Source organism: Aquipseudomonas alcaligenes (assembly GCF_003205495.1).
Taxonomy (GTDB): Bacteria; Pseudomonadota; Gammaproteobacteria; order Pseudomonadales; family Pseudomonadaceae; genus Aquipseudomonas; species Aquipseudomonas alcaligenes_B.
Genome location: NZ_QJRX01000007.1, coordinates 104,300 through 127,810 on the forward strand (window position 1 = coordinate 104,300; position 23,511 = coordinate 127,810).

At 66.7% G+C, this 23,511-nt stretch carries 23 protein-coding genes; 15 read left to right on the forward strand and 8 right to left on the reverse strand.

Annotation, left to right across the window (positions count from 1 at the left end; genetic code table 11):
• Positions 1-54: 54 nt before the first annotated feature.
• Positions 55-696: a GNAT family N-acetyltransferase gene (locus DMO17_RS14090; RefSeq protein ID WP_110683124.1), complete on the reverse strand. Its 642-nt coding sequence runs from the start codon at positions 694-696 to the stop codon at positions 55-57.
• Positions 697-829: 133 nt separating this feature from the next.
• Here DMO17_RS14090 and xthA point away from each other — a divergent pair, with 133 nt between their 5' ends.
• From xthA to DMO17_RS14110, 4 genes are all read left to right on the forward strand, one after another.
• Positions 830-1,642: an exodeoxyribonuclease III gene (gene xthA, locus DMO17_RS14095; protein ID WP_110683125.1), complete on the forward strand. Its 813-nt coding sequence runs from the start codon at positions 830-832 to the stop codon at positions 1,640-1,642.
• Between the two features lie 87 nt (positions 1,643-1,729).
• Positions 1,730-3,097 carry a substrate-binding domain-containing protein gene (locus DMO17_RS14100; protein WP_110683126.1) on the forward strand — a complete coding sequence of 456 codons (1,368 nt, stop codon included), beginning with the start codon at positions 1,730-1,732 and terminating at the stop codon, positions 3,095-3,097.
• Positions 3,098-3,255: 158 nt separating this feature from the next.
• Positions 3,256-4,245 (forward strand): TerC family protein, encoded by a 990-nt coding sequence (locus DMO17_RS14105; RefSeq protein WP_110683127.1) that lies wholly within the window; start codon positions 3,256-3,258, stop codon positions 4,243-4,245.
• Positions 4,245-4,424 (forward strand): hypothetical protein, encoded by a 180-nt coding sequence (locus DMO17_RS14110; RefSeq protein WP_309146487.1) that lies wholly within the window; start codon positions 4,245-4,247, stop codon positions 4,422-4,424. The genes DMO17_RS14105 and DMO17_RS14110 overlap by 1 nt, the downstream gene beginning before the upstream one ends.
• Before the next feature lie 186 nt (positions 4,425-4,610).
• Here DMO17_RS14110 and DMO17_RS14115 read toward each other — a convergent pair whose 3' ends face one another.
• A complete protein-coding gene (locus DMO17_RS14115; RefSeq protein WP_110683129.1) occupies positions 4,611-5,840 on the reverse strand; it encodes an acyl-CoA dehydrogenase in 1,230 nt (409 codons plus the stop codon).
• A 131-nt stretch (positions 5,841-5,971) separates the two neighbouring features.
• Between DMO17_RS14115 and DMO17_RS14120 the strand changes: the two genes are divergently transcribed.
• From DMO17_RS14120 to DMO17_RS14165, 10 genes are all read left to right on the forward strand, one after another.
• Positions 5,972-6,913, forward strand: a complete 942-nt coding sequence (locus DMO17_RS14120) for a LysR family transcriptional regulator (RefSeq protein WP_110683130.1) — start codon at positions 5,972-5,974, stop codon at positions 6,911-6,913.
• Positions 6,914-7,058: 145 nt separating this feature from the next.
• Positions 7,059-7,439, forward strand: a complete 381-nt coding sequence (locus DMO17_RS14125; RefSeq protein ID WP_110683131.1) for a MerR family transcriptional regulator — start codon at positions 7,059-7,061, stop codon at positions 7,437-7,439.
• Positions 7,440-7,486: 47 nt separating this feature from the next.
• Positions 7,487-8,650 (forward strand): isovaleryl-CoA dehydrogenase, encoded by a 1,164-nt coding sequence (locus DMO17_RS14130; protein ID WP_110683132.1) that lies wholly within the window; start codon positions 7,487-7,489, stop codon positions 8,648-8,650.
• 135 nt (positions 8,651-8,785) lie between these two features.
• Positions 8,786-10,393: a carboxyl transferase domain-containing protein gene (locus DMO17_RS14135; protein ID WP_110683133.1), complete on the forward strand. Its 1,608-nt coding sequence runs from the start codon at positions 8,786-8,788 to the stop codon at positions 10,391-10,393.
• A 145-nt stretch (positions 10,394-10,538) separates the two neighbouring features.
• Positions 10,539-11,339: a gamma-carboxygeranoyl-CoA hydratase gene (locus DMO17_RS14140; RefSeq protein ID WP_110683134.1), complete on the forward strand. Its 801-nt coding sequence runs from the start codon at positions 10,539-10,541 to the stop codon at positions 11,337-11,339.
• Positions 11,336-13,285 (forward strand): acetyl/propionyl/methylcrotonyl-CoA carboxylase subunit alpha, encoded by a 1,950-nt coding sequence (locus DMO17_RS14145; protein ID WP_110683135.1) that lies wholly within the window; start codon positions 11,336-11,338, stop codon positions 13,283-13,285. The genes DMO17_RS14140 and DMO17_RS14145 overlap by 4 nt, the downstream gene beginning before the upstream one ends.
• 29 nt (positions 13,286-13,314) lie before the next feature.
• Positions 13,315-14,223 (forward strand): hydroxymethylglutaryl-CoA lyase, encoded by a 909-nt coding sequence (locus DMO17_RS14150; RefSeq protein ID WP_110683136.1) that lies wholly within the window; start codon positions 13,315-13,317, stop codon positions 14,221-14,223.
• Positions 14,224-14,425: 202 nt separating this feature from the next.
• A complete protein-coding gene (locus tag DMO17_RS14155; protein WP_110683137.1) occupies positions 14,426-16,381 on the forward strand; it encodes an acetoacetate--CoA ligase in 1,956 nt (651 codons plus the stop codon).
• Between the two features lie 22 nt (positions 16,382-16,403).
• Entirely contained in the window at positions 16,404-16,922 is a 519-nt protein-coding gene (locus tag DMO17_RS14160) for a P-loop NTPase family protein (RefSeq protein WP_110683138.1), read from the forward strand.
• A 44-nt stretch (positions 16,923-16,966) separates the two neighbouring features.
• Positions 16,967-17,173, forward strand: coding sequence for a tautomerase family protein (locus tag DMO17_RS14165; protein ID WP_110683139.1), 207 nt, complete (start codon positions 16,967-16,969; stop codon positions 17,171-17,173).
• A gap of 16 nt (positions 17,174-17,189) precedes the next feature.
• On the opposite strand, the gene DMO17_RS14170 is transcribed toward DMO17_RS14165, so the two are convergent.
• The 4 genes from DMO17_RS14170 to gorA are packed head-to-tail and all read right to left on the reverse strand — an operon-like array spanning position 17,190 to position 20,578.
• A complete protein-coding gene (locus tag DMO17_RS14170; RefSeq protein WP_110683140.1) occupies positions 17,190-17,834 on the reverse strand; it encodes a paraquat-inducible protein A in 645 nt (214 codons plus the stop codon).
• Positions 17,821-18,480, reverse strand: coding sequence for a paraquat-inducible protein A (locus tag DMO17_RS14175; protein ID WP_110683141.1), 660 nt, complete (start codon positions 18,478-18,480; stop codon positions 17,821-17,823). The genes DMO17_RS14170 and DMO17_RS14175 overlap by 14 nt, the downstream gene beginning before the upstream one ends.
• A 55-nt stretch (positions 18,481-18,535) precedes the next feature.
• A complete protein-coding gene (locus tag DMO17_RS14180; protein ID WP_110683142.1) occupies positions 18,536-19,159 on the reverse strand; it encodes a trimeric intracellular cation channel family protein in 624 nt (207 codons plus the stop codon).
• 60 nt (positions 19,160-19,219) lie between these two features.
• On the reverse strand, positions 19,220-20,578 hold the full coding sequence (gene gorA / locus DMO17_RS14185) for a glutathione-disulfide reductase (RefSeq protein WP_110683143.1): 1,359 nt from the start codon (positions 20,576-20,578) through the stop codon (positions 19,220-19,222).
• 79 nt (positions 20,579-20,657) lie between these two features.
• Here gorA and DMO17_RS14190 point away from each other — a divergent pair, with 79 nt between their 5' ends.
• A complete protein-coding gene (locus tag DMO17_RS14190; protein WP_110683144.1) occupies positions 20,658-21,080 on the forward strand; it encodes a VOC family protein in 423 nt (140 codons plus the stop codon).
• A gap of 58 nt (positions 21,081-21,138) precedes the next feature.
• Here the strand turns inward: DMO17_RS14190 and galU are convergent, their stop codons facing one another.
• Both galU and DMO17_RS14200 read right to left on the reverse strand, forming a co-directional pair.
• Positions 21,139-21,978, reverse strand: coding sequence for a UTP--glucose-1-phosphate uridylyltransferase GalU (galU, locus tag DMO17_RS14195; protein WP_110683145.1), 840 nt, complete (start codon positions 21,976-21,978; stop codon positions 21,139-21,141).
• A 45-nt stretch (positions 21,979-22,023) separates the two neighbouring features.
• Positions 22,024-23,385: a UDP-glucose dehydrogenase family protein gene (locus tag DMO17_RS14200; protein WP_110683146.1), complete on the reverse strand. Its 1,362-nt coding sequence runs from the start codon at positions 23,383-23,385 to the stop codon at positions 22,024-22,026.
• Between the last annotated feature and the right edge of the window lie 126 nt (positions 23,386-23,511).

A 23,511-nucleotide genomic window follows, 5' to 3' on the forward strand; every position in this document is an offset into this window, starting at 1 on the left:
TTGTCCGGCGAAACACCTGCAGTCTGAACAGGCGCAAGGCCGCCGGCAACCCGGCTAGGCGCTGGCCTGCTGCAAAGGCTGTGGATTGGGGTGGAAGAACACGTGCTCGCGGATCGGCCCAACGGCCACTTCGCCGATCTCCTGGTAGCCCTGGCGCTTGTAGAACTCCAGGTAGTGCGGGTTGCCGGTATCGAGCACCACGCCCTGCGAGCCGGCATCCTCGGCGCACCAGTCGTGCAGGGCACCGAGCAGTTGCTCACCGAGGTGCTGGCCCTGGAACTGCGGGTGCACGCCGAGCAGCGGCAGCACGTGGTAGGGCCCAGGCGGCAGGCAGGCGAGGACCGCGTCGTGGTATTCCAGGTAGCGTTTGGTGCAGCGGAAGCCGGTGGTCATCAGCATGCGCAGGCGCCAGCCCCAGCTCTCGGTGATGTCCAGCCGGCGCACCGGCGGGGCGATCAGAGCGATGCCGACCAGGCGCTCCTCGATCAGCAGGCCGATGGCCGGCAGTTCTTCGGTGAAATGCTGCTGCACCAGCTCGCGCACGGTGGCGCGCACGCGCTGGTCGAAGCCGGGCCGCTCGCTCTCGAACAGGTAGGCGAAGGTCGGGTCGTGGCGATAGGCGTGGTACAGCAGCGAGCGTGCCTCGCGGACGTAGCCATGGTCGAGCAAGCGAACTTCGGCGGTACGATGGGGCATCGGGCTGACCTCGGTTGTTGTAGGTTTTGCGGGCCAGCTGCCACGTTAGCACCGGCACTGCGGACCTGCCAGGCGCTGGCCGCCGCCCCGGTGCTGGGCTAGCATCGGCCTTTTCTTCCGCCGGTAGCTTTCCATGAAGATCGTTTCCTTCAATATCAACGGCCTGCGCGCCCGTCCCCACCAGCTGCAGGCGCTGATCGACAAGCACCAGCCAGACGTGATCGGCCTGCAGGAAACCAAGGTGGCCGACGAGCAGTTCCCGGAAGACGAGATCCGCCAGCTCGGCTACCACGTGCACTACCACGGCCAGAAGGGCCACTACGGTGTCGCCCTGCTTTCGCGCGAGGCTCCGCTGGAGCTGCACAAGGGCTTCCCCGGCGACGTGGAAGATGCCCAGCGGCGCTTCATCTACGGCACCTTCATCGACAAGCAGGGCAACCCGGTGACGGTAATGAACGGCTACTTCCCGCAGGGCGAGAGCCGCGACCACCCGACCAAGTTCCCCGGCAAGCAGCGCTTCTACGAGGACCTGCAGAGCCTGCTGGAAACCCGCTTCACGCCGCAGCAGGCCCTGGTGGTGATGGGCGACATCAATATCAGCCCCGAGGACTGCGACATCGGCATCGGCGAGGAAAACCGCAAGCGCTGGCTGAAGACCGGCAAGTGCAGCTTCCTGCCCGAGGAGCGCGAATGGCTGGCCCGGCTCAAGGGCTGGGGGCTGGTGGACAGCTTCCGCCAGCTGCATCCGCAGGTGAATGATCGCTTCAGCTGGTTCGACTACCGCAGCCGCGGTTTCGAGGACGACCCCAAGCGCGGCCTGCGCATCGACGTGATCCTCGCCAGCACGCCGCTGCAGGCGCGCTTCAAGGACGGCGGCATCGACTACGAGCTGCGCGGCATGGAGAAACCCTCCGACCATGCGCCGATCTGGCTGGAGCTGAACTGAAGCCGGGCCCGCTGTAACCTGCCTGAAATCATTCCGACTTAATCTGCGCGGCACCCGCAAAGCCCTCTAGCACAAGGTGTCTGCCACATGTCGCGCGACCTGCCCGTCTCCGAACGGCACTCCTGGAGCCATGCCTATGGCTGGCTCCTGCTCGGTTTCATCTGCTATGCCCTGCCCTGGTCGGTATTCGCCGCCGAAGCCACCACCCTGCTGCGCCTGCAGGGCTCCAACACCATAGGCGCCAAGCTGGGCCCGGCGCTGATCGGCGGCCTCTACCAGAGCCAGGGCCTGAGCAATGTGCGCATCGCCCCCGGGGCGGCGGAGAACGAGCAGCTGGTGCTCGCCGAGGACAAGCTGGGCCGCCCCCTGCAGAGCCTGGTGGCCGCGCACGGCTCGGGCACCGGCTTCGTCGCCCTGCAGGACGGCAGCGCCGACCTGGCCGCTTCCTCGCGCCCGATCAAGGATGCCGAGGCCGCCAGCCTGCAGCCACTCGGCGACATGCGCGGCATGGACGCCGAACAGGTGATCGCCATCGACGGCCTGGCCATCATCGTCCACCCGCGCAACCCGGTGCAGGCGCTGACCACCGAGCAGCTGGCCGCCGTGTTCGCCGGCGAGATCAGGGACTGGAGCGCCCTGGGCGGCCAGCCCAGCGCCATTCGCCTGTATGCCCGCGACGACAAGTCCGGCACCTTCGACACCTTCAAGGAGCTGGTCCTGGCCGCCCATGGCAAGAGCCTGGCAGCCGGCGCCCAGCGTTTCGAATCGAGCACTCAGCTGTCCGACCAGGTCAGCCAGGACCCGGACGGCATCGGCTTCATCGGCCTGCCCTACGTGCGCCAGAGCAAGCCGCTGGCCATCGCCGACGGCCAGTCACAGCCGATGCTGCCCAGCACCACGCTGATCGCCACCGAGGACTACCCGCTGTCGCGACGCCTGTTCCTGTACAACCCGCCGGGCACGGCCAACGAGTGGGTCAATGCCCTGGTGCAGTTCGCCCACAGCCCCGCCGGCCAGGCCATCGTCGAGCAGAGCGGCTTCATCCCGCAGACCGTGCAGGCGGTCGAGGTCGAGCCCAGCGCCGGCATGCCGGCCGACTACCGCAGGCTGGCCAGCGAGGCCAAGCGCCTGTCGGTCAACTTCCGCTTCCAGGAAGGCAGCGCCGAGCTGGACAACAAGGCCCGGCGCGACGTGGCGCGGGTGCTGGAGTACCTCAAGGCCAACGACAAGCTGCGCCAGAAGGCCGTGCTGGTCGGCTTCGGCGACCCGAAGAACGACCCGGCGCGCGCCGCCCTGCTGTCCAAGCTGCGGGCCATGGCCGTGCGCCGCGACCTGTCCAAGGGCGGCGTGATCTTCCGCGAGATCACCGGCCTCGGCGAGCAGATGCCGGTGGCGGCCAACAGCGGCGACGAGGGCCGCATGAAGAACCGCCGGGTGGAAGTCTGGGTGTACTGAGCCATTTGCCGCCTGCGGCGACTGGCACTAGCCTTGACCCTGATGGCCACCGCTCGCCAGAGCCGGCATGCGGCCATCAGTGACGCCGGGCCCCTCTGGCGGCGCGCCCACGCCGCGATGTCGGAGTCACTGTCGATCAGGCGGCGACGGAGGGGCCCATGGATCAGCTACTCGACTTCCTCAACACCCCCATGCTCGGCACGGCCACCTGGCTGTGGCTGAGCTTCCTCGGCATCGTCATCGCCCTGCTGGTACTCGATCTCGGCATCCTCCATCGCGACCAGCACGAGATCGAGATGCGCGAGAGCCTGCTGCTGTACAGCGGCTACTTCAGCGTCGGCGTGCTGTTCGGCCTGTGGGTCTGGCACGAGCTGGGCGCGCAGAGTGCCCTGGAGTTCTACACCGGCCTGCTGGTGGAGCAGTCGCTGTCGATGGACAACGTGTTCGTCATGGCGATGATCTTCGGCTTCTTCGGCATACCCCGGCGCTACCAGCACCGGGTGCTGTTCTGGGGCATCATCGGGGTCATCGTGCTGCGCGCCATCATGATTGGCCTGGGCACGGCGCTGGTGCAGCGGTTCGACTGGATTCTCTACGTGTTTGGCGCCTTCCTGCTGTTCACCGGGGTGAAGATGCTGTTCAGCCGCGAGGAGCAGCACCCGGACCTGGCGCAGAATCCCCTGCTGCGTTTCCTGCGCCGGCATATCCGGGTGACCGATGAACTGCACGAGGGGCGCTTCTTCGTGCGCAAGCGCCCGGAAGGCGCCACGCATCATCTGCTCTACGCGACACCGCTGTTCCTCGCCCTGGTGCTGATCGAGCTGGCCGACCTGGTGTTCGCCGTGGACAGCGTGCCGGCGGTGTTCGCCATCACCCAGGACCCGTTCATCGTCTACACCTCGAACATCTTCGCCATCCTCGGCCTGCGCTCGCTGTACTTCGCCCTGGCCGCGCTGATGCACCGCTTCGTCTACCTGAAGTACGCCCTGGCGCTGGTACTGGTGTTCATCGGCGGCAAGATTTTCCTGCACGGTTTCATCGGCAAGATTCCCGCCCTGCTCTCCCTTGGCGTAACCTTCGGCCTGCTGGCCGGCGGCGTGCTGCTGTCGCTACTGAGAACTCGCAATCGCCACGAGCAGGAGTCCTGATGGAAGTGCGGATCGACAGGCTGGAACGCAAGGGCCGGATACTCTGGCAGGTGCAGATGGGCCGGCGCAGCCTGACCTTTCATGAGGAACTGGCGGCGCGCACCTTCGCCGCCCAGCTGCATTTGCGCCTGGGCTGGCTGAACCAGAAGAGCCTGGCCGAGGACGGCAAGGAAGGCTGAAACGAACGCAGCGCGGCTCCCCTCTCCCGTTTACGGGAGAGGGGCTGGGGGAGAGGGTAAGAATCCGCAATCCGACCAAGCCCCCTCTCCCCGGCCCTCTCCCCGAGGGGAGAGGGGGCAGTCTGCATCCGATTAGCCAGAAACGACGAGGCCCGCAGATGCGGGCCTCGTGCATTGCCATCGCGGTCAGCGGCTGGCTTTCATCATGTCACGCGGCACGTACTTGCCCACTTCGTACTTGCCGATGGCGGCACGGTGCACCTCGTCCGGGCCGTCGGCCAGGCGCAGGGTGCGCTGCATGGCGTACCAGTAGGCCAGCGGGAAGTCATTGGAGACGCCGGCGCCGCCGTGGATCTGGATGGCGCGGTCGATCACGTTGAGCGCGACGTTGGGCGCCACCACCTTGATCTGGGCGATCTCGCTGGCGGCCACCTTGTTGCCCACGGTGTCCATCATGTAGGCGGCATTCAGGGTCAGCAGGCGGGCCTGGTTGATCTCGATGCGCGAGTTGGCGATGTGGTCGATGTTGCCGCCCAGGCGCGCCAGCGGCTTGCCGAAGGCGGTGCGGCTGACGGCACGCTTGCACATCAGCTCCAGCGCGCGCTCGGCCATGCCGATGGAGCGCATGCAGTGGTGGATGCGGCCTGGGCCGAGGCGGCCCTGGGCGATCTCGAAGCCGCGACCCTCACCGAGCAGCACGTTCTCATAAGGCACGCGGACGTTCTCGAACACCACCTCGGCGTGGCCGTGCGGAGCGTCGTCGTAGCCGAACACCGGCAGCGGGCGGACGATCTTCACCCCGGGGGTGTCGCTCGGCACCAGGATCATCGAGTGCTGCTGGTGGCGCGGCGCGTCCGGGTTGGTCAGGCCCATGAAGATCATGATCTTGCAGCGCGGATCGCAGGCGCCGGAAGTCCACCACTTGCGGCCGTTGATCACCCACTCGTCGCCGTCGCGCACGGCGTTGGCCTGCATGTTGGTGGCGTCCGAGGAGGCCACGCCCGGCTCGGTCATGGCGAAGGCGGAGCGGATCTCGCCGGACAGCAGCGGCTCCAGCCACTGCTTCTTCTGCGCCTCGCTGGCGTAGCGCACCAGGGTCTCCATGTTGCCGGTGTCCGGCGCGGAGCAGTTGAACGGCTCGGCGCCGATCAGCGAACGGCCCATGATCTCGGCCAGCGGCGCGTATTCCATGTTGGTCAGGCCGGCGCCGTACTCGGATTCCGGCAGGAACAGGTTCCACAGCCCCTCAGCCTTGGCCTTGGCTTTCAGCTCCTCCATGATCGCGGTCGGCTGCCAGCGGTCGCCCTGGTTGACCTGCTCTTCGAACACGGCTTCGGCCGGGTAGACATAGGCTTCCATGAACGCGGTGACGCGCTCACGCAGTTCCTGAACCTTGGGGGAATAGGCGAAATCCATGGGGACACCTTGGTGGTTGGCTTCGATGTGGAATGATGCTAGAACAGCACCCACGATTTATCTAAGCTATTTTCCTGCCTTATCAACATTCATAAGCAATATGAGATAAGGCTTGAAGCACGGAGAAGACCATGAATCTGAACAAGGTAGACCTCAACCTCTTCATCGTCTTCGATGCCATCTACACCGAGGCCAACCTGACCCGCGCCGGGCAGATCGTCGGCATCACCCAGCCGGCCGTGTCCAACGCCCTGGCCCGCCTGCGCGAGACCTTCAACGACCCGCTGTTCGTGCGCACCGCCCAGGGCATGGTGCCCACGCCGATGGCGCAGAACATCATCGGCCCGGTGCGCAACGCCCTGCAGCTGCTGCGCGTGTCGGTGCAGGAGAGCCGCACCTTCGATGCCAAGCAGGCGAGCAAGACCTACCGCATCAGCATGACCGACCTCTCCGAGCAGATCCTCCTGCCGCCGCTGTTCCAGCGCCTGCGCCGGCTGGCCCCGGCGGTGCAGATCGAGAGCTTCCAGGCCAAGCGCCGCGAAACCACCAAGGAGCTGGCCGCCGGCCGCCTGGACTTCGCCGTCGATGCCCCGCTCAACACCGACCCGCAGGTGCGCCACGTCAAGCTGATGGAAGACCGCTACGTGTGCGCCATGCGCCCCGGCCACCCGCTGGCCAAGGACAAGCTGAGCCTGGACGAGTACCTGTCGCAGGCGCATATCCAGATCTCCAGCCGCCGCAGCGGCCTCGGCTACATCGACCTGTCGCTGGGCAAGATGGGCCTGCAGCGCAAGGTCGCCCTGCGTTCGCAGCACTACCTGATGGCCTCCAGCGTGCTGCAGGCCACCGACATGCTGATGACCGTGCCGGAACGCTTCGCCCGCCGCCACGGCCTGCACTTCGCGGCGCTGCCGGTCAGCGACGTGCCGGCCCTGGAAACCCACCTGTACTGGCACGAAAGCACCGACCAGGACCCGGCCAACCGCTGGATGCGCGAACAACTGATCGAGCTGGCGCAGCAGATCGGCGTCCAGGAAAAACGTGCCGAGAGTGAAGCAAAGACTTCAGCTTGATGCGCTAAGCTACTGAATCATAAGCCTCGCACCTGCGGGGCTTTTTTATGCCTGCCAGTCCCAGTGTCGCCGGCCTTGCACCTGACGTTGACGTTAACGTCAACCTGCCTTACGTTAACGTAAAGCAGACTTCCCAGGGTTGCCCATGGCCGCCAACTACAGCATCTCCGACCTGGCCCGCGAGCTGGACATCACCACCCGCGCCATCCGCTTCTACGAGGAACAGGGCATGCTGGCCCCCGAACGGCGCGGCCAGGAGCGGGTCTACAGCGCCAAGGACAAGGTCACCCTCAAGCTGATCCTGCGCGGCAAGCGCATCGGCTTCTCCCTGGCCGAATGCAAGGAACTGATCGAACTGTACGACCCGGCCGGCGGCAACCGCCTGCAGCTGGAGACCTTCATGAGCAAGATCGCCGAGCGCCGCGCCCAGCTCGAACAGCAGTTGCTGGACATCCGGCAGATGCAACTGGAGCTCGACACGGCCGAGGAGCGCTGCCTCGCAGCGCTCGAACAAACTCAAGCCTGACAGGCACTTATCTACCAAACCTAACAAAGACAATCACAGGTGGAACCATGAGCTACCCGACCCTCAACTTCGGTCTCGGCGAGACCATCGACATGCTCCGCGACGCGGTCTACCAGTTCGCCCAGGCCGAGCTGGCCCCGCGTGCGGCGCAGATCGACCGCGACAACGAGTTCCCCATGGACATGTGGCGCAAGTTCGGTGACATGGGCCTGCTCGGCATGACAGTCGAAGAGGAGTACGGCGGCACCAACATGGGCTACCTGGCCCACGTGGTGGCAATGGAAGAGATCAGCCGCGCCAGCGCCTCGGTCGGCCTGTCCTACGGCGCCCACTCCAACCTGTGCGTGAACCAGATCCGCAAGAACGGCACCGAGGCGCAAAAGCAGAAATACCTGCCCAAGCTGTGCTCCGGCGAACATATCGGCGCCCTGGCCATGAGCGAGCCCAACGCCGGCTCCGACGTGGTGTCGATGAAGCTGCGCGCCGAGAAGCGCGGCGACCGCTACGTGCTCAACGGCAACAAGATGTGGATCACCAACGGCCCGGACGCCCACACCTACGTGATCTACGCCAAGACCGACATCAACGCCGGCTCGCGCGGCATGACCGCCTTCATCGTCGAACGCGACTACAAGGGCTTCTCCCGCCACCAGAAGCTGGACAAGCTGGGCATGCGCGGCTCCAACACCTGCGAGCTGGTGTTCGAGGACTGCGAAGTGCCGGAGGAGAACATCCTCGGCGCCGAGGGTGCCGGCGTGCGCGTGCTGATGAGCGGCCTGGACTACGAGCGCACCGTGCTCTCCGGCGGCCCGACCGGGATCATGAGCGCCTGCATGGACGTGGTGCTGCCCTACGTGCACGAGCGCCAGCAGTTCAAGCAGTCGATCGGCGAGTTCCAGCTGGTGCAGGGCAAGCTGGCCGACATGTACGCCGGCATGAACGCCTCCAAGTCCTACCTGTACAACGTGGCCAAGGCCTGCGACCGCGGCGAGGAATCGCGCAAGGACGCCGCCGCGGTGATCCTCTACACCGCCGAGATGGCCACCAAGATGGCCCTGGACACCATCCAGCTGCTCGGCGGCAACGGCTACACCAACGAGTACCCGGCCGGCCGCCTGCTGCGTGACGCCAAGCTCTACGAGATCGGCGCCGGCACCAGCGAGATCCGCCGCATGCTGATCGGCCGCGAGCTGTTCAACGAGACCAAGTAAGGCACGGACAGTCCCCTCTCCCACTTGTGGGAGAGGGTTAGGGAGAGGGCCGGAGCGGCCTGCACCACCCTCTCCCCCGGCCCCTCTCCCGCAAGCGGGCAGAGGGGAGATAAAAGCAAAATCGGAGCGCGCCAGATGGCCATCCTGCATACCCAGATCAACACCCGTTCGCCGGAGTTCGCCGCCAACCAGGCGGCCATGCTCGCCCAGGTCAACGACCTGCGTGCCCTGCTCGCCCGCGTCCACGAGGGCGGCGGCGCCAAGGCCCAGGAGCGCCACACCTCGCGCGGCAAGCTGCTGCCGCGCGAGCGCATCAACCGCCTGCTGGACCTCGGTTCGCCCTTCCTCGAAGTCGGCCAGCTGGCTGCCCATGAGGTGTACGGCGAGGACGTGCCGGCCGCCGGCGTGGTCGCCGGCATCGGCCGGGTGGAAGGCGTCGAGTGCATGATCATCGCCAACGACGCCACGGTGAAAGGCGGCAGCTACTACCCGCTGACCGTGAAGAAGCACCTGCGCGCGCAGACCATCGCCCAGCAGAACCGCCTGCCGTGCATCTACCTGGTGGACTCCGGCGGCGCCAACCTTCCACGCCAGGAAGAAGTGTTCCCCGACCGCGAGCACTTCGGCCGCATCTTCTTCAACCAGGCCAATATGAGCGCGATTGGGATTCCCCAAATTGCAGTCGTGATGGGCTCCTGCACCGCCGGCGGCGCCTATGTGCCGGCGATGAGCGACGAGACCATCATGGTGCGCAACCAGGCCACCATCTTCCTGGCCGGCCCGCCGCTGGTGAAGGCCGCCACCGGTGAGGTCGTGACGGCCGAAGAACTGGGCGGTGCCGATGTGCACTGCAAGACCAGCGGCGTGGCCGACCATTACGCCGATGACGACGAGCACGCCCTGGCCATCGCCCGGCGCTGCATCGCCAACCTCAACTGGCGCAAGCTCGGCCAGCTACAGACCCGCGCCCCGCTCGCCCCGCTGTACAGCAGCGAGGAGCTGTACGGAGTGATCCCAGCCGACGCCAAACAGCCCTTCGATGTGCGCGAAGTGATCGCGCGGGTGGTCGACGGCAGTGAATTCGATGAGTTCAAGGCGTTGTTCGGCACCACCCTGGTCTGCGGCTTTGCCCATATCCATGGCTACCCGGTGGCGATCCTGGCGAATAACGGCATCCTGTTCGCCGAGGCTGCGCAGAAAGGCGCGCACTTCATCGAACTGGCCTGCCAGCGCGGCATCCCGCTGCTGTTCCTGCAGAACATCACCGGCTTCATGGTCGGCAAGAAGTACGAGGAAGGCGGCATCGCCAAGCACGGCGCCAAGCTGGTCACCGCCGTGGCCTGCGCCAGGGTGCCGAAATTCACCGTGATCATCGGTGGCAGCTTCGGCGCCGGTAACTACGGCATGTGCGGCCGCGCCTACGATCCGCGCTTCCTGTGGATGTGGCCCAACGCGCGGATCGGCGTGATGGGTGCCGAGCAGGCCGCCGGCGTGCTGGTGCAGGTCAAGCGCGAGCAGGCCGCCCGCGCCGGCCACCCGTTCAGCGACGAGGAGGAAGCGCGCATCAAGCAGCCCATCGTCGCCCAGTACGAACAGCAGGCCCACGCCTACTACTCCAGCGCCCGCCTGTGGGACGACGGCGTGATCGACCCGGCGCAGACCCGCGACGTGCTCGGCCTGGCCCTGTCCGCCAGCCTCAATGCGCCCATCGAGCCGACCCAGTTCGGCGTGTTCCGGATGTGACATCAACTCCCCTCTCCCGCTTGCGGGAGAGGGGCCGGGGGAGAGAGAAGAAGCGCTGCCACAGCCACCCTCTCCCAAACCCTCTCCCTGCACCTGTTTATGCAGCAGGGGGCGAGGGAGCAACAGCAGAATACCTGGAGCCGCTATGACCGACTTCACCACCGTACAGCTGGAAAAAGACCCGCGCGGCTTCGCCACCCTGTGGCTTAACCGTCCGGACAAGAACAACGCGTTCAACGCCGAAATGATCCGCGAGCTGATCCTCGCCCTCGACTTGATCGCCGCTGACAAGACCCTGCGCTTCCTGCTGCTGCGCGGCCGTGGCAGGCACTTCTCCGCCGGCGCCGACCTGGCCTGGATGCAGGCCTCGGCCAAGCTCGACTACAACGCCAACCTCAATGACGCCCGCGAGCTGGCCGAGCTGATGTACAACCTCAACGCCCTGAAGATCCCGACCCTGGCCGTGGTCCAGGGCGCGGCCTTCGGCGGTGCGGTGGGCCTGGTCAGCTGTTGCGATATGGCCATCGGCACGGACGACGCGCTGTTCAGCCTGTCCGAAGTGCGCATCGGCCTGGCCCCAGCGGTGATCAGCCCCTTCGTGGTCCAGGCCCTCGGCGAGCGTGCCGCACGCCGCTACGCGCTGACCGCCGAACGCTTCTCCGGCAACCGCGCCCGCGAGCTGGGCCTGCTGGCCGAGGCCTACCCGGCCGCCGAGCTGGACGCCCAGGTCGAGGCCTGGGTGGCCAACCTGCTGCTCAACAGCCCGCAGGCCATGCAGGCCAGCAAGGACCTGCTGCGCGAAGTGGCCAGCGGCGTGCTCAGCCCGCCCCTGCGCCGCTACACCGAGAACGCCATCGCCCGCATCCGCGTCAGCCCCGAAGGCCAGGAGGGGCTCAACGCCTTCCTGGAAAAACGCACGCCCGCCTGGCAGGAGCCGCAAGCATGAGCCGCACGCACATCGACACCCTGCTGGTGGCCAACCGTGGCGAGATCGCCTGCCGGGTGATGCGCACCGCCAAGGCCCTGGGCCTGAAGACCGTGGCCGTGCACAGCGCCATCGACGCAGGCGCCCGCCATGTGCGCGAAGCCGACATGGCGGTGAACCTCGGCGGCGCCAAGCCAGCCGACAGCTACCTGCTGATCGACAAGATCATCGCCGCGGCCAAGGCCAGCGGCGCCCAGGCCATCCACCCGGGCTACGGATTCCTCTCCGAGAATGCCGGCTTCGCCCGCGCCATCGAGGCCGCCGGCCTGGTGTTCCTCGGCCCGCCCGCCTCCGCCATCGACGCCATGGGCAGCAAGTCCGCGGCCAAGGCACTAATGGAAGACGCCGGCGTGCCGCTGGTGCCCGGCTACCACGGCGAGGCCCAGGACGTGGAGACCTTCCGCGTCGCCGCTGCACGCATCGGCTATCCGGTGCTGCTCAAGGCCGCCGCCGGCGGTGGTGGCAAGGGCATGAAGGTGGTCGAGCGCGAAGCCGAATTGGCCGAGACCCTGGAATCCGCCCAGCGCGAGGCCCAGTCCGCCTTCGGCGACTCGCGCATGCTGGTGGAGAAATACGTGCTGCAGCCGCGCCACGTGGAGATCCAGGTGTTCGCCGACAGCCATGGCAACTGCCTGTACCTCAACGAGCGTGACTGCTCGATCCAGCGGCGCCACCAGAAGGTGGTCGAGGAAGCGCCGGCCCCGGGCCTCTCGCCCGAGCTGCGCCGGGCCATGGGCGAGGCGGCGGTCAAGGCCGCCCAGGCCATCGGCTATGTCGGCGCCGGCACCGTGGAGTTTCTGCTGGACGCCCGCGGCCAGTTCTTCTTTATGGAAATGAACACCCGCCTGCAGGTGGAACACCCGGTTACCGAAGCCATTACAGGCCTCGACCTGGTGGCCTGGCAGATCCGCGTGGCCCGTGGCGAGGCGCTGCCGATCAGCCAGGATCAGGTGCCGCTCAATGGCCACGCCATCGAGGTGCGCCTGTACGCCGAGGACACCGATAACGACTTCCTGCCCGCCTCCGGCGACCTGAAGCTGTATCGCGAACCGGCCGCAGGCCCAGGCCGACGGGTGGACAGCGGCGTGGCCGAGGGCGACATCGTTTCGCCCTTCTACGACCCGATGTTGGCCAAGCTGATCGCCTGGGGCGAGGACCGCGAGCAGGCCCGCCAGCGCCTGCTGGCCATGCTGGAGGAAACCGCCGTCGGTGGCTTTGCCAGCAACCTGCCGTTCCTGCGCCGCGTGCTGGCCCACCCGGCCTTCGCCAACGCGGAACTGGATACTGGCTTTATCGCCCGTCACCAGGAACAACTGCTGCCGACCGTGGCCGAGCTGCCCACCGAGTTCTGGCAACTGGCCGGCGAAGCCTGGTTGCACAGCGAAGCGCCGCGCCGCAGCCACGAGGATTATCACTCACCGTGGAGCGGCAACCTCGGCTGGCGCGCCGGCCTGGCCAGCGAGACCGACCTGCAGCTGAGCTGCGGCGAGCAGCGCCAGACCGTACACCTGCGCAGCGCGCTGCAGTCGAAGCTGCTGGGCGAACAACTGTGGATAGAACAGGACGGCCTGCGCCTTGCCCACCGCGCCATCCGCCGCGGCGATACGCTGTATCTGGAATGGCAGGGCCGCCTGCACGAGGTGCGCAAGGTCGACCCGATCGCCGAGGCCGAGGCCAGCCACGCCCAGCACGGCGGGCTGACGGCACCGATGAACGGCAGTATCGTGCGCGTGCTGGTCGAACCCGGCCAGGCCGTGGAGGCTGGCGCCGCCCTGGTGGTGCTGGAGGCCATGAAGATGGAGCACAGCATCCGCGCGCCCCACGCCGGCACGGTCAAGGCACTGTACTGCGCCGAGGGCGACATGGTCGGCGAAGGCGCCGCCCTGGTAGAGCTGGAAGAGGCCTGAAGGCCACCCACGAAGCGAGAGAGAACGCGATGAACCTGCCGCAACATGTCCGCCTGGTCGAGGTCGGCCCGCGCGACGGCCTGCAGAACGAGAAACAGCCGATCAGCGTGGCCGACAAGGTACGCTTGACCGACGACCTGAGCGCCGCCGGCCTCAGCTATATCGAGGTGGGCAGCTTCGTCTCGCCCAAGTGGGTGCCGCAGATGGCTGGCAGCGCCGAGGTGTTCTCCGGCATCGTGCAGAAGCCCGGCGTGGTCTATGGCGCCCTCACCCCCAACCTCAAGGGCTTCGAGGCCGCGGTCGGGGCCGGCGTGAAGGAAGTAGCGGTATTCGCCGCCGCCAGCGAGGCCTTCTCGCAGAAGAACATCAACTGCTCCATCGCCGAGAGCCTGCAGCGCTTCGTGCCGGTGATGGAGGCGGCCAAGGCCCACGGCATAACAGTGCGCGGCTATGTCTCCTGCGTACTCGGTTGCCCCTACGAAGGTGAAGTGGCGCCGGAGCAAGTCGCCGCCGTGGCGCGTGAGCTGTTCGCCATGGGCTGCTACGAGGTTTCGCTGGGCGACACCATCGGCACCGGCACCGCCGGCAAGACCCGCCACCTGTTCGAGGTGGTCGGCCGCGAGATTCCGCGCGACAAGCTGGCCGGGCACTTCCACGACACCTACGGCCAGGCCCTGGCCAATATCTACGCGAGCCTTTTGGAAGGCATCGCCGTGTTCGACAGCTCGGTTGCCGGCCTGGGCGGCTGCCCCTACGCCAAGGGCGCCACCGGCAACGTCGCCACCGAGGACGTGCTCTACCTGCTGCAGGGCATGGGCATCCAAACCGGCATCGACCTGGACAAGCTGATCGACGCCGGCGCACGCATCTGCCAGGTGCTCGGCCGCGACAACGGCTCGCGCGTGGCCAAGGCCCGGCTGGCCCAGCAACAGCGCTGAACGAATGATCGGCCCGAGGCCCTGTCAGCTTTTCCTGACAGGCTGTAAAGCCCGCAACGCAGGCCGAATGCCGCAAGCACCGCCCCGTAGCAGCCACGCCACGGAGGCATTGCGGGGGATCGCGCAGCCCCGCGGCACAGCCTGTAGCGGGCAGCGATCAACTCTTTAGGCTGTGCGCGACAAGAACCACCGAGGAATAGAGATGCAACAACCGCTCTGGACACCGTCTGCCGAACGCATCGCCGCCACCCGCATGGACGCGTTCCGTCGCTTCATCAACCAGCGCCATGGGCTGCAACTGGCCGACTACCCGGCCCTGCACGCCTGGAGCGTGGCGCAGCGCGAGGCGTTCTGGCAGGCCATCGTCGACTTCTTCGAGGTGCGCTTCACGCGCCAGCCCGAGGCGCTGCTGCGCGAGGGTGCGGCCATGCCCAGCGCGCACTGGTTCCCCGGCGCCACCCTGAACTTCGCCGAACACCTGCTGCGTCGCCGCGATGGCCAACCGGCGCTGGTCGCCATCGGCGAGGACGGCTCGCGCGAGCAGCTCTCCTACGCCGAGCTGGCCGCCCATGTCGCCGGCCTGCAACAGAGCCTCAAGGCCGCCGGTGTCGGGGTTGGCGATCGCGTCGCCGCCTTCATGCCCAACACCTGGCAGACGGTGGTCGGCATGCTCGCCACCGCCAGCCTCGGCGCAACCTGGTCGTCCTGCTCGCCGGACTTCGGCACCCAGGGCGTGATCGACCGCTTCGGCCAGATCGAACCCAAGGTGCTGATCGCCGCCGCCGGCTACCGCTACGCTGGCAAGAACCTTGACCTGACCACCAAGCTCAACGAAATCCTCGAACGCCTGCCCTCGCTGCAGCAACTGGTGGTGGTGCCCTACTCCCGCCTCGAAGCCCAGGCGAGCGACTTCCGCACCGCCGCCCGTGTCAGCCTGTGGCAAGACTTCTACCAGGCCGGCGGCGAGCCCGGCTTCACCCCGGTGCCCTTCGAACAGCCGCTGTACATCCTCTACTCCAGCGGCACCACGGGCGTGCCCAAGTGCATCGTCCATGGCGTCGGCGGCACCCTGCTGCAGCACGTCAAGGAACTCGGCCTGCATACGGACCTGACGGCCAACGACACCCTGTTCTACTACACCACCTGCGGCTGGATGATGTGGAACTGGCTGGTCTCAGGGTTAGCCCTGGGCGCCACCCTGGTGCTGTTCGATGGATCGCCATTCCATCCCACGGCCGAGCGCCTGATCGACCTGATCGACGCCGAGAACATCAGTATCTTCGGCACCAGCGCCAAGTTCATCGCCGCCCTGGAAAAGGCCGGCGCCAAGCCGCGCGAGACGCACGAACTGAGCCGGCTGAAGGCCATCCTCTCCACCGGCTCGCCGCTGGCCCACGAGAGCTTCGAATACGTCTACCGCGACATCAAGGCGGACCTCTGCCTGTCCTCCATCTCCGGCGGCACCGACATCGTCTCCTGCTTCGCCCTCGGCAACCCGACCCTGCCGGTCTGGCGCGGCGAGCTGCAATGCAAGGGCCTGGGCATGGATGTGCAGGTGTGGAACGAGGCCGGCCAGCCGGTCATTGGCGAGAAAGGCGAGCTGGTCTGCGCCCGCCACTTCCCCTCCATGCCGGTGGGCTTCTGGAACGACGAAGGCGGCGCCAAGTTCCACGGCGCCTACTTCGAGACTTTCCCTGGCGTGTGGGCCCACGGCGACTACGCCGAGCAGACCGAGCACGGCGGCCTGGTGATCCACGGCCGCTCCGACGCCGTGCTCAACCCCGGCGGCGTGCGCATCGGTACCGCCGAGATCTACCGCCAGGTGGAGAAGATCGAGCAAGTGCTGGAGTCCATTGCCATCGGCCAGGACTGGGACGGCGACGTGCGCGTGGTGCTGTTCGTACGCCTGCGTGAAGGCGTGACGCTGAACGACGAGCTCAAGCAGCGCATCTGCCAGGTGATCCGCGCCAACACCACCCCACGCCATGTGCCGGCCAAGATCGTCGCCGTGGCCGACATCCCGCGTACCATCAGCGGCAAGATCGTCGAGCTGGCGGTGCGCAACGTGGTGCATGGCAAGCCGGTGAAGAACACCGACGCCCTGGCCAACCCCCAGGCGCTGGAGCTGTATCGCGATCTAGCGGAACTGCACGACTGATCCAAAGCAGCGAGATCGAACCATGAAAGTCATTCTCCTGGGTAACGCCGGTGCCGGAAAAAGCACCCTGGCCCATCACTTACAGGTCCATAGTCCGGCCGCGCGGCTGTCCCTGGATCAAGTGGCCTTTCTCGAGGGGGCGCAGCGGCGCTCGCTGGAAGACAGCATTGCCGAGGTGCGGGAGTTTATTGCCGCGCATAGCAGCTGGATCATCGAGGGCTGCTATGCGGACATCATCGCGGCCGTAGTGAATGAGTGCGAGGCACTGATCTTTCTCAATCCGGGCATCGATACCTGCATCGCACATTGCCGTGCCCGGCCCTGGGAGCCCGAGAAGTTCTCCACGCGCCAGGAACAGGATGCCAACCTGGACAACCTCATCGCCTGGGTTCGGACCTACGCAACTCGCGACGATGAGTACGGGCTGCGTCGGCATCAAGCGCTCTACCAGTCCTTCGCAGGAAAGAAGCGCGAGCTCAATGCGCCCGCAGCCCCGGAATCCATTCGGCAGTGGCTCTCGGCTGGGCCCACGCCGCTATGAAACAGGGTGGCCACGCCACCCTCCTTGCCCCGGAGCCATTCCCCATGCCCTACGTCAATGTGCAGATCACCCGAGGCGCCAGCCGCGAGCAGAAGGCGCAGCTGGTCAAGGACATCACCGATTCGCTGGTGCGCGTCCTGGGCAAGAAGCCCGAACACACCCATGTGGTGATTCAGGAAATCGCCGAGGAGGACTGGGGCTTCGCCGGCCTGCTGACCGACGACTGGAAGAAGGCGCAGCGCCCCGACTGAGGGGTCCGCACAGCGCTCAGCCCTGGCTGGCCTGCGGGCTGACGGTCTCTTCCTGCTCGGTGTCGGTGTTGTCCCAGATCAGGCGTGGGTCGAAGGTCACCGCCGCCAGCATGGTCAGGATCACCACGGTGGCGAAGGCGGCGGCGCCGAGGTCGGCGGAGATGGTCGCCAGGTTGCCGAAGTTGACCAGCGCCACCAGGATGGCGATGACGAAGATGTCGAGCATCGACCAGCGCCCGATCCATTCGATGAAGCGGTACATGAGGATGCGCTGGCGCGCCGACATCGGCTGGTGGCGCTGCACCGAGTAAAGCAGCAGGGCGATGCCGACCAGCTTGAAGGTGGGCACCAAGATACTGGCGACGAACACCACCAGGGCGATCGGCAGCATGTCGGCCTGGATCAGCTCGATGACGCCGCCCATGATGGTCGAGGGCATGCCCTTGCCGAGGAAACTGACGGTCATGATCGGCAGCAGGTTGGCCGGGATGTAGAGGATGGCGGCGGTGATCAGCAGCGCCCAGGTGCGCGCAATGCTGTTGGGCCGGCGGGCGTGCAGGCGGGCGCCGCAACGGCCGCAGTGCTGCTCCTCGCCTTCACGCAGGTATTCCAGCTTGTGGCATTCGTCGCAGACGATGATGCCGGCATCAAGCGCGCGCATGTTCATCCTCCGCGCCGTCCAGGGCTTCCCACACCTGGTGCGGCGACATGGTCACTTCCAGCCAGATCTGCGCCAGCATCAGGGCGATGAAGCAGGCCAGGCCGATGCCCAGGTGCAGTTCGGCCATGTCGATCAGCTTGACGATGGAGACGATGATGCCGAACAGGTAGACCTCCAGCATCCCCCACTCGCGCAGGTGGTGATAGAGGCGATAGTAGCCGATGGCATAGGGCCGCCAGGCTGGCCTGGGCAGGCTGAGCAGGACGAACAGCTGGCACAGCAGCTTGAGCAGCGGGATCAGCATGCTGCACAGGAACACCACCACGGCAACGCCCTGCATATCCGTGTGATACATGCCGACGACCGCGCTCCACACCGTATCCACGGCATTCTGGCCGAGCAGGTTGAGGCTCATGATGGGCAGGAAGTTGGCCGGCACGAACAGGATCAGCGCGGTCAGCACCAGGGCCAGGGCGCGCCGGCGCATGTGCGCGCGGCGTACCAGCATCTCGTAGCCACAGCGCGGGCAGCAGGCCTTCTGCTCCTCGTCCAGGTGCGGATGGAGCATCAGCAGGTCGCACTCGTGGCAGGCGATCAGTCGTTCCAGTGGCGGCAGCTTGCCGCGCTCATCCAGCATCGGTTCCATTGGCCACCTCGCCTCGCAGTTGCCGAATAGTCTGGGTGAAAGCCGGGAAAATTGCTCAGTCGCGGTCCAGCAAATGGAAACGCGGCAGCGACAGGTGCCAGCGGATCGCCGCCAGGCGGGTCAGCAGCACCACCAGCATGGCGATGCCGGTGTCCAGCCAGTGCGGGGTATCCAGCTCGCGCAGGCCGATGAACACCAGCGAGCCGAGGATACAGGCGGTGGCGTATATTTCCTTCTGGAAGATCAGCGGTATCTCGTTGCAGATCACGTCGCGCATCACCCCACCGGCCACGCCGGTCATCACGCCCATGATCACCGCGGTGCTGTAGGGCACGTTGTGCTGCAGCGCCACTTCGGTGCCGATCACGGTGAATACGGCCAGGCCGAAGGCGTCGGCGATCAGCAGGCCGCGCTCGTGGATCGGCTGGGTCAGGCGCACCCAGAGCACGGTGCCGACCGCGGCGATGGAGGCGATGAGGATGTAGGTGTCGTTGCGGATCCAGCTGACCGGATGGTTGTCGAGAATCAGGTCGCGCAGGGTGCCGCCGCCGAGGGCGGTGATGATGGCGATGACCAGCACGCCGAACAGGTCCATGGACTTGCGCCCGGCCATCAGGGCGCCGGTGATGGCGAAGACGGCGACGCCGAACAGGTCGGAGAGGTAGAAAAGCTGCTGCATGGCGGAGTTCACGGACGGTGGCGGGCCGCGGAGTTTACCTCAAGGCCCGCCGTGCCGGCATCAGGCTCCCACCGGCGTGCGCAGGGTGACGAACTCCTCGGCCGCCGTCGGATGGATGCCCAGGGTGTCGTCGAACACGCGCTTGGTGGCACCGGCCTTGATCGCCACCGCCAGGCCCTGGATGATCTCGCCCGCCTCCGGGCCGACCATGTGGCAGCCCAGTACGCGGTCGGTGTCGGCATCCACCACCAGCTTCATCAGGGTGCGCTCCTGGCATTCGGTGAGGGTCAGCTTCATCGGCCGGAAGCGGCTCTCGAAGACCTTCACCGCATAGCACTCGGCCCGCGCCTGTTCCTCGGTAAGGCCGACGGTGGCGATGTTCGGCAGGCTGAACACGGCGGTGGGAATGTTGCGGTAATCCACCGGACGGTATTCCTCGGGGCGGAACAGCCGGCGCGCCACGGCCATGCCCTCGGCCAGAGCCACGGGGGTCAGCTGCACCCGGCCGATCACGTCGCCCAGGGCGAGGATCGACGGCTCGGCGGTCTGGTACTGCTCGTCGACGCGGATGAAGCCGCGCTCGTCCAGCTCGACGCCGGTGTTTTCCAGGCCCAGGTTGTCCAGCATGGGCCTGCGGCCGGTGGCGTAGAACACGCAGTCGGTTTCCAGCCGGCGGCCGTCGCGCAGGGTGGCCAGCAGGCTGCCGTCGGCCTGGCGCTCGATGCGCGCGATATCGCTGTTGAACTGCAGGTCGAGGCCCTTCTTCTCCAGTTCCTCGCGCAGGTGGCGGCGCACCGCGCCGTCGAAACCGCGCAGGAACAGCTCGCCGCGATAGAGCAGCGAGGTCTGCGCGCCGAGGCCGTGGAAGATCGAGGCAAATTCGACGGCGATGTAGCCGCCGCCGACCACCAGCACGCGGCGCGGCAGTTGCTGCAGATGAAAGGCCTCGTTGGAGCTGATGGCCAGCTCCTTGCCAGGAATCTCGGGAATCTGCGGCCAGCCGCCGGTGGCGATGAGGATGTGCCTGGCGCTGTAGCGCTGGCCGTTCACTTCGACGCAGTGCGGGTCGAGGATGCGCGCGTGGCCTTCCAGCAGGCTGACGCCACTGCCGACCAGCAGGTTGCGGTAGATGCCGTTGAGGCGCTGGATCTCGCGGTTCTTGTTGGCGATCAGGGTCGGCCAGTCGAAGTCTGCCTCGCCCAGGCTCCAGCCGAAGCCGGCGGCTTGCTCGAAGTCCTCGGCGAAGTGCGCGCCATAGATCAGCAGCTTCTTCGGCACGCAGCCGACGTTGACGCAGGTGCCGCCCAGGTAGCGACTCTCAGCCACCGCCACGCGGGCACCGAAGCCGGCGGCGAAACGGGCGGCGCGCACGCCACCGGAGCCGGCGCCGATCACGAACAGGTCGAAGTCATGGGTCATGGACGGGTCTCCTTGCAATCGCGCAAGCATACCGGAGAAGGCTCGCGTGTATGCTGAAAGCGACTGCGGAGGATTAGCCATGCGCCCCACCCTCACCCATATCGCCCTGCATGTGCCCGACTTGGACGCCTGCATCGCCTTCTACCGCGACTTCTGCGCCCTGCAGGTGATCCATGAGCGCGCCGGCAAGGGCTCGCGCATCGTCTGGATGGCCGAGCCGGGCAAGGAACACGAGTTCATCTTCGTCATCATGCCCGGCGGCAGCGACCGCAACCTGGCCGCCGACGACTACAGCCACTTCGGCTTCGCCCTCGACAGCCGCGCGGCAGTGGACGCCGTCGCCGCCCGCGCCGCCGCAGCCGGCTGCCTGATCTGGGCGCCGCGCGACGAGCCCTACCCGGTCGGCTACTACTGCGGCCTGCGCGACCCGGCCGGCAACTACGTCGAGTTCAGCTACGGCCAGCCACTGGGGCCGGGTTCGCAGGCAATGCCCATTCCTTGATAGAAAAGCCCGAAACGACGAGGCCACCCGCAGGTGGCCTCGTGGCAGACGGTCAGGCTCAGTAGGCCCGGCCGGTCTTGTACAGGTTCTCGTAGCAGAAGTTGGTCGCCTCGATGTAGCCCTCGGCGCCACCGCAGTCGAAGCGCTTGCCCTTGAACTTGTAGGCGATCACGCAGCCGTCCTGGGCCTGCTTCATCAGCGCGTCGGTGATCTGGATCTCGCCGCCCTTGCCCGGCTCGGTCTGCTCGATCAGCTCGAAGATGTCCGGGGTGAGGATGTAGCGGCCGATGATCGCCAGGTTGGACGGGGCGTCCTCCGGCTTGGGCTTCTCGACCATGCTGTTCACCCGGTAGATATCGTCGCGGATCATCTCGCCGGCGATCACGCCGTACTTGGAGGTCTCTTCCTTCGGCACTTCCTGGATGGCGACGATGGAGCAGCGGAACTGGTTGTACAGCTTGACCATCTGCTGCAGCACACCGTCGCCTTCGAGGTTGAAGCACAGGTCGTCGGCCAGCACCACGGCGAACGGCTCGTCACCGATCAGCGGGCGACCGCTGAGGATGGCGTGGCCCAGGCCCTTCATCTCGACCTGGCGGGTGTAGGAGAAGCTGCACTCGTCGATCAGGCGGCGGATGCCGACCAGGTACTTCTCCTTGTCGGTGCCTTGGATCTGATGCTCCAGCTCGTAGCTGATGTCGAAGTGGTCTTCCAGGGCGCGCTTGCCGCGGCCGGTGACCATGGCAATCTCGCTCAAGCCCGCTTCCAGGGCTTCCTCGACGCCGTACTGGATCAGCGGCTTGTTGACCACCGGCAGCATCTCCTTGGGCATGGCCTTGGTGGCCGGCAGGAAGCGGGTGCCGTAGCCGGCAGCCGGAAACAGACATTTCTTGATCATGGCAATCCTTGGTACTGCGAGGGGCTGAATTGCCGCGCAGTCTAATCAGGCGGCGCTGGCCTTACAATGCCCCGCCTGCGGCCGGCCGATGCCACGGTAGAGAAAGCCCAGGGCGGCGATTTCTGCCGGCTCGTAGATATTGCGCCCGTCGAACAGCACCGGCATGCGCATGGCCCCGCGGATGCGCGCGAAGTCCGGCTGGCGGAACTGTTTCCACTCGGTCACCAGGACCAGGGCGTCGGCCCCCTCTACCGCCGCGTAAGGCGATTCGCCCAGGCGCAGCTGGCCGCTCTCCAGCGCCTCGGCGTAGCGCCCGGCCAGCGCGCCGCAGGCCACCGGATCGCAGGCCTGCACCCGCGCGCCGGCCGCCAGCAGGGCATCGAGCAGCACCAGGCTGGGCGCCTCGCGCAGGTCGTCGGTGCCTGGCTTGAAGGCCAGCCCCCAGAGCGCCACCACCCGCCCCTGCAGATGACCGTTGAAGTGCTCGCGCAGGGCCTGGAACAGCAAAGTCTTCTGCAGCGCATTGCGCGCCTCCACGGCCCGCAGGATGCCGGGCTCGAAGCCCTCCAGTTCGGCCGTACGGATCAGCGCGCGCACGTCCTTGGGAAAGCACGAGCCGCCGTAGCCGCAGCCGGCATAGATGAAGTGGGTGCCGATACGCTTGTCGCTGCCGATGCCGCGGCGCACGTCCTCGATATCCACGCCGAGGCGCGCGCAGATCCCGGCCATCTCGTTCATGAAGGAGATCTTGGTGGCGAGGAAGGCATTGGCCGCGTACTTGGTGAACTCGGCCGCGCGCACGCCCATCAGCAGCACCCGCTCATGGTTGCGCAGGAAAGGAGCGTAGAGCCGGCGCAGCTGCTCGGCGCTCTCTCCTTCGTCGCAGCCCAGCACCACGCGGTCCGGGCGCATGAAGTCCTCGACGGCGCTGCCTTCCTTGAGGAACTCGGGATTGCTCGCAACCCGCACGCGCACGCGCAGCCCGCGGGCGCTCAGGCCACGCTGGATGCGCTGGGCCACCCGTTCGGCCGTGCCGACCGGTACGGTGGACTTGTCGACCACCAGGCAAGGGGCCGTCAGCTGGAGGCCAAGCTGGTCGGCCACCGCCAGCACATGACTGAGGTCGGCCGAGCCATCCTCGCCGGTCGGCGTGCCGACGGCGATGAACACGATCTCGGCGCCTGCCAGGCCCTCGGCCAGTTCGCTGGTGAAGCTCAGTTGGCCGCTGGCCAGATGGGCCCGCAGCAGGGGCTCCAGGCCGGGTTCGTAGATCGGCACCTCGCCGCGCTGCAGGCGCGCCACGCGAAACGGGTCGCGCTCGACGCAGACCACCCGGTTGCCCATTTCGGCGAAGCAGCATGCCGTCACCAGCCCCACATACCCCGCCCCGATCACGCACAGTCGCATAGCCCGGCCCTCGTCGTTTGCATCGATTGCAACGCAGGGGCATGGCGATCTGATGACGCCGGCATGACAAATCGCAGGCAACAAAAAACCCGGCCGGGGCCGGGTTTCTTGCTTAGCGCCTGGGCC

Coding starts and splice junctions, on each gene's coding strand:
- DMO17_RS14125 (WP_110683131.1), top strand. CDS start 7,059: ATGGCCGCCAACTACAGCATCTCCGACCTGGCCCGCGAGCTGGACATC.
- DMO17_RS14120 (WP_110683130.1), top strand. CDS start 5,972: ATGAATCTGAACAAGGTAGACCTCAACCTCTTCATCGTCTTCGATGCC.
- DMO17_RS14130 (WP_110683132.1), top strand. CDS start 7,487: ATGAGCTACCCGACCCTCAACTTCGGTCTCGGCGAGACCATCGACATG.
- DMO17_RS14190 (WP_110683144.1), top strand. CDS start 20,658: ATGCGCCCCACCCTCACCCATATCGCCCTGCATGTGCCCGACTTGGAC.
- DMO17_RS14180 (WP_110683142.1), bottom strand. CDS start 19,159: ATGCAGCAGCTTTTCTACCTCTCCGACCTGTTCGGCGTCGCCGTCTTC.
- DMO17_RS14145 (WP_110683135.1), top strand. CDS start 11,336: ATGAGCCGCACGCACATCGACACCCTGCTGGTGGCCAACCGTGGCGAG.
- DMO17_RS14115 (WP_110683129.1), bottom strand. CDS start 5,840: ATGGATTTCGCCTATTCCCCCAAGGTTCAGGAACTGCGTGAGCGCGTC.
- gorA (WP_110683143.1), bottom strand. CDS start 20,578: ATGACCCATGACTTCGACCTGTTCGTGATCGGCGCCGGCTCCGGTGGC.
- DMO17_RS14170 (WP_110683140.1), bottom strand. CDS start 17,834: ATGCGCGCGCTTGATGCCGGCATCATCGTCTGCGACGAATGCCACAAG.
- DMO17_RS14135 (WP_110683133.1), top strand. CDS start 8,786: ATGGCCATCCTGCATACCCAGATCAACACCCGTTCGCCGGAGTTCGCC.
- galU (WP_110683145.1), bottom strand. CDS start 21,978: ATGATCAAGAAATGTCTGTTTCCGGCTGCCGGCTACGGCACCCGCTTC.
- DMO17_RS14090 (WP_110683124.1), bottom strand. CDS start 696: ATGCCCCATCGTACCGCCGAAGTTCGCTTGCTCGACCATGGCTACGTC.
- DMO17_RS14110 (WP_309146487.1), top strand. CDS start 4,245: ATGGAAGTGCGGATCGACAGGCTGGAACGCAAGGGCCGGATACTCTGG.
- DMO17_RS14155 (WP_110683137.1), top strand. CDS start 14,426: ATGCAACAACCGCTCTGGACACCGTCTGCCGAACGCATCGCCGCCACC.
- DMO17_RS14200 (WP_110683146.1), bottom strand. CDS start 23,385: ATGCGACTGTGCGTGATCGGGGCGGGGTATGTGGGGCTGGTGACGGCA.
- DMO17_RS14150 (WP_110683136.1), top strand. CDS start 13,315: ATGAACCTGCCGCAACATGTCCGCCTGGTCGAGGTCGGCCCGCGCGAC.
- DMO17_RS14140 (WP_110683134.1), top strand. CDS start 10,539: ATGACCGACTTCACCACCGTACAGCTGGAAAAAGACCCGCGCGGCTTC.
- DMO17_RS14105 (WP_110683127.1), top strand. CDS start 3,256: ATGGATCAGCTACTCGACTTCCTCAACACCCCCATGCTCGGCACGGCC.
- DMO17_RS14175 (WP_110683141.1), bottom strand. CDS start 18,480: ATGGAACCGATGCTGGATGAGCGCGGCAAGCTGCCGCCACTGGAACGA.
- DMO17_RS14100 (WP_110683126.1), top strand. CDS start 1,730: ATGTCGCGCGACCTGCCCGTCTCCGAACGGCACTCCTGGAGCCATGCC.
- xthA (WP_110683125.1), top strand. CDS start 830: ATGAAGATCGTTTCCTTCAATATCAACGGCCTGCGCGCCCGTCCCCAC.
- DMO17_RS14160 (WP_110683138.1), top strand. CDS start 16,404: ATGAAAGTCATTCTCCTGGGTAACGCCGGTGCCGGAAAAAGCACCCTG.
- DMO17_RS14165 (WP_110683139.1), top strand. CDS start 16,967: ATGCCCTACGTCAATGTGCAGATCACCCGAGGCGCCAGCCGCGAGCAG.